Below are 4279 nucleotides of genomic sequence, written 5' to 3' on the forward strand. Positions count from 1 at the left end.
CGGCTATGTGATGTCCGATTGGGGCGCAGCGCACGATACGATCGAGAACGCGCTCGGCGGGCTCGATCAGGAGACCGGCGTCTCCACCCCTGAAAACTACGTCTGGCGCGACAAGCTGAAGGCCGCGATCGCCAAGGGCACTGTCCCGATCGCGGTGATCGACGACAAGGTGCGCCGGATCGCGCGCGCGCTGATCGCCAGCGGCGCGGTCGATCGCCCGGTCGCGCTCGCCCCGATCGACTTCGCCGCGCATGCCGCGGTCGCGCAGGCCGCCGCCGAGAACGGCATCGTGCTGCTGAAGAACGACCGCGACATCCTGCCGCTCGCACGCACCGCGAAGCGGATCGCGGTGATCGGCGGCCACGCCGATGTCGGCGTGCTGACCGGCGGCGGATCGGCGCAGGTCTACGCGCCCGGTGGCAATGCGGTGCGCGGGCTAGGCCCGAAGAACTGGCCGGGCCCGGTGGTCTACGCCAAGTCGTCGCCGTTGGTGGCGCTGCGCACGGAACGTCCGGACGCGGCGATCGCCTTCGATGCGGGCACCGATCTCGTCGCTGCCGCTGCCGCCGCGAAGACCGCCGATGTCGCGATCATATTCGTGACGCAATGGACCGCGGAGTCGCTCGACTTCCCGCTGACGCTGCCGGATGACCAGGATGCGCTGATCGCCGCGGTCGCCGCTGCCAATCCGAACACGATCGTGGTGCTGGAGACCGGCGGCGCGGTGACGATGCCGTGGGTCGATCGCGTCCGCGGCGTCGTCCAGGCCTGGTATCCCGGCAGCCGCGGCGGCCCGGCGATCGCACGGGTGCTGACCGGCGCGGTCAACCCGTCGGGGCATCTGCCGATCACCTTCCCGATGAGCGCCGATCAGTTCCCGCGCGCGGTGATCCCGGGCAAGGGCCTGCCCGACAAGCAGATCTTCGACGTCCGCTACGCCGAGGGCGCGGCGGTCGGCTATAAATGGTTCGACCGCAACAATACCCGCCCGCTGTTCCCGTTCGGGCACGGGTTGAGCTACGGCAAATCGTCGCTCGATGGCTTGCAGGCGCGCGTGGTCGGCAAGGATCTCCATGTCGGCTTCCGCGTGCGCAACACCGGCAAGGTCGCGGGCAAGTATCTGGGGCAGGTCTATGTCGCCCCCGCCGCCGCTAACTGGGAGGCGCCGAAGCGGCTCGCGGGCTTCCGCAAGCTGGCCTTGTCGCCCGGGCAGTCCGAAGCCGCGTCGCTGGTGATCGATCCCCGCCTGCTCGCCACCTGGGACCAGGGCCGCCACCAGTGGCACGTCGCGCCGGGCCGCTACACCGTGACGCTGGCGAGTTCGGCGGCGGACGTGGGTCAGCGGGTGACCGTCACCCTGCCCGAGCGCTGGCTCCCGGTCGGTTCGCTCGCACCGCAGCGGTGAGGGTGTCGTGCTCTCTTGGCCGGAGAGGGCGACCTATCAGCGGAACACTTTCCTGTTCTCCCGCGAAAGCGGGAGGCCAGGGTTCCGATAGAGGCGAATGTTCGTCGTGCTTGACCCTGGGTCCCCGCTTGCGCGGAGACCCGCCCATGGTTGCGACAGTTGGTCAGTCTTTCGCAGCGGTAGCGTCAGGTCGAAACCCGTATTTGGCAGCGACACCCATCTATTGCTTCCGCGTCGCTCCCCACCCCCTTAATCTAGTTTAACTTGCTGCAACGACAGCTTGAAAACCAAGCCACGGGGGATAGATTGCTCGCGAACTGAGCGACCTCTGAGGGATTGATGAGCGGCAATAACCAAGATGCCTTCGGGGCGTTGGTCCGAAAACTGAACGATCTTGCAACGCTGGACGACGCCGACAAAGCGGCGATCGCGGCATTGCCGTTCAGGATAACCACCGCGTCACCGGGTGCGCACCTGGTGCGCGAGGGCGACAAGATCGTCGAATGCTGCCTGCTGCTGAGCGGGTTCGCGTTCCGCTACAAGCTGTCCGCCAATGGCAACCGTCAGATCGTGTCCTTCCACCTCCCCGCCGATATCCTCGATCTTCAGCACCTGCTGCTGCCGACCGCGGATCACGGGGTGCAGACGCTGGGCGAGGCGAAGGTCGCCTGGATCCCGGTCGCGGCGCTGAAGACGCTGATCGAACAGCGCCCCGCGATCGGCGAGGCGATGTGGCGCGATACCCTGATCGACGCGTCGATCTTCCGCGAATGGGTGCTGAATGTCGGCCAGCGCGACGCGCGCTCGCGGATCGCGCACATGCTCTGCGAATTCGCGCTGCGTCGGCAGGCGGCGGGCCTCGGTACGCCCGAGCGGTTCGAGCTGCCGATGACGCAGGAACATATCGCCGACGCCACGGGGCTGACCGCCGTGCACGTCAACCGCATGCTGATGTCGCTCACCAACGATGGCATCATCGAACGCGACAAGCGCGAGATCAGGATCGCCGATTGGGATCGGATGCGACGCGCGGCGGACTTCCAGCCCGGTTACCTGCACATGGCGGCATGATGTCGGTATCGTTCCAGGATATCACGCTGGACACGGGAGAGACGGACGAACGCGCCGTCCTCGTCATGCGCAACGGCCGCCTGACCGCGATCCTATCCCGATTGGGCCAGATGCACGAAGAGCTCGCCGGGCAGTGGTTCGTCGAGACGATGTTCGGCGCCTCGCCGAGTTCCCAACAGCATGTCTTCGCCAATCCGGACGAGTTCGTCGCGTGGCTCGGGGATCAGGGCGTCTAGGCCGACGCCTCTGGTCTTCCGCAAACAGGTTGGCTCCTCGTCCCGTCGGAGCGGGATGCCATCGCGGCGACCAACCCCGTCATCCCCGCGCAGGCGGGGATCCAAACTGGCGGATCTTAGTATTCAGCCGCGACGCTGGCCATTCTGGATCCCCGCCTTCGCACGGACGCGGTGGCGCGGCCCACTCGAACTCGTCCGGCGCTTGGCGATTAGCCCCTTCGGACATGTAGGCGAAGAGGCACGATCTCTACGTCCCCCGATTGTGCTCCCGCGAAGGCGGGAGCCCAGTACTGGGTCCCCGCCTTCGCGGGGACACAAGGCTGTACTTTCGAAAAGGTATGAGCACCGCCGTTGCCAGGGAAAGGCCATTGCGCTTCACCTCGTTAGCAAACGACCCCAACCAGCCGTCACACCACGTCGCATAACTGGAACGCGCGCATCACGGCGCTGCGATCGAACGGCTTGGTCAGCACCGGCTGTATCGGCACGTTCGGGTGGCAAGCCGACGGCGTCCCGGTGATATAGAGCACCGGGATCGCCCCGAGCGCCTCGTGGATCGCGTAGACCGCTCGCGGCCCCGTCCCTTCCGCGAGCGTAACGTCGGAGGTGATGAACGACGGCGGGTGCGCGATCGCCATAGACACCGCCTCCGATTCGGACTGCGCGAACGCGAACGAGGTGGCGCCCACCGACCCGAGCAGCCATTCCAGGTCCAAAGCGACCAGCGGTTCGTCTTCGATAATGAGCACGTGGCACATGGTTCAGGCCCTGTTGACCCACATTAAAGCATCGGGCCTGCGGTTCGGGCCCGGACCGACCGTCATTTATTGTTCATCAAACGCGGCGTTGCTGCCCCAGGTGCAGGTACAAGCTACTGAAATCGCCCGCAGATCGCAGCCGCTCCCAATCCAGTATCTTGATGTGGCGACGATCGAACGCGATCACCTTCTCGCTGACCAGCAGCTTCATCATGCGATTGACGTGAACGCTGGTGAGACCGACCGCGTCGCCGAGTTGTTCCTGCGTGATCGGCAGATGGAAACCGGCATGAAGGTCGGTTCCGGCCTCCTGCATCCGTTCCGCGAACTCGCACAACAGGTGCGCGATCCGGCCGTGCCCATCGCGGCGCCCCACGTTCAGCACCCATTCGCGCAGGATCGACGCCTCGATCAGCGTCTCGGTCCAGATCGCCCGCGCGATCGTCGGGCGGCTGAGCACCAGATCCTGCATATCCTTGCGGTTGATGTCGATCACCTCGAGCGCGGTGAGCGCCTGGATGTTGTGATCGGCCATGTCGAGGAACAGGTGCTGGAGATCGAGAAAATCGCCCGGCACGCGGATCGAGACGATCTGCCGACGTCCGTCCGCGGTGAGCTTGTGGCGAAAGGCGAGGCCGGACACGATATAGCTGCAGGAGCGAAGCGAGATCTCGCCTTCACGGACGAGATAGCTCTGCGGTGGCAGTGCTCTGGTGGAGAAGCGCAACGCGAGCAGCGCGTCCCGATCGCCCTGGTCGAGCGTTACGCGCCTGCCGACGCTCGCCACCATCTTTTCGAAAACTGCTTCG

At 65.7% G+C, this 4279-nt stretch carries 5 protein-coding genes; 3 read left to right on the forward strand and 2 right to left on the reverse strand.

The window, feature by feature from the left end:
* From VF643_RS05360 to VF643_RS05370, 3 genes are all read left to right on the forward strand, one after another.
* Positions 1–1405 (forward strand): glycoside hydrolase family 3 protein (locus VF643_RS05360; protein WP_331042343.1); only part of this gene is annotated, 1405 nt, incomplete at its 5' end.
* A gap of 339 nt (positions 1406–1744) precedes the next feature.
* Positions 1745–2476 carry a Crp/Fnr family transcriptional regulator gene (locus VF643_RS05365; protein WP_331042344.1) on the forward strand — a complete coding sequence of 244 codons (732 nt, stop codon included), beginning with the start codon at positions 1745–1747 and terminating at the stop codon, positions 2474–2476.
* The gene (locus tag VF643_RS05370; RefSeq protein WP_331042345.1) at positions 2473–2712 is read left to right on the forward strand and encodes a hypothetical protein; all 240 of its coding nucleotides are present in this window, start codon (positions 2473–2475) and stop codon (positions 2710–2712) included. Before VF643_RS05365 ends, VF643_RS05370 begins: the two co-directional genes overlap by 4 nt.
* Positions 2713–3119: 407 nt before the next feature.
* Here the strand turns inward: VF643_RS05370 and VF643_RS05375 are convergent, their stop codons facing one another.
* Together VF643_RS05375 and VF643_RS05380 are read right to left on the reverse strand one after the other, a co-directional pair.
* Positions 3120–3470 (reverse strand): response regulator, encoded by a 351-nt coding sequence (locus tag VF643_RS05375; protein ID WP_331042346.1) that lies wholly within the window; start codon positions 3468–3470, stop codon positions 3120–3122.
* A 76-nt stretch (positions 3471–3546) separates the two neighbouring features.
* The coding region (locus VF643_RS05380) for a Crp/Fnr family transcriptional regulator (protein WP_331042347.1) at positions 3547–4279 on the reverse strand (733 nt) is incomplete at its 5' end.

Source organism: Sphingomonas sp. (assembly GCF_036387595.1).
Taxonomy (GTDB): Bacteria; Pseudomonadota; Alphaproteobacteria; order Sphingomonadales; family Sphingomonadaceae; genus Sphingomonas.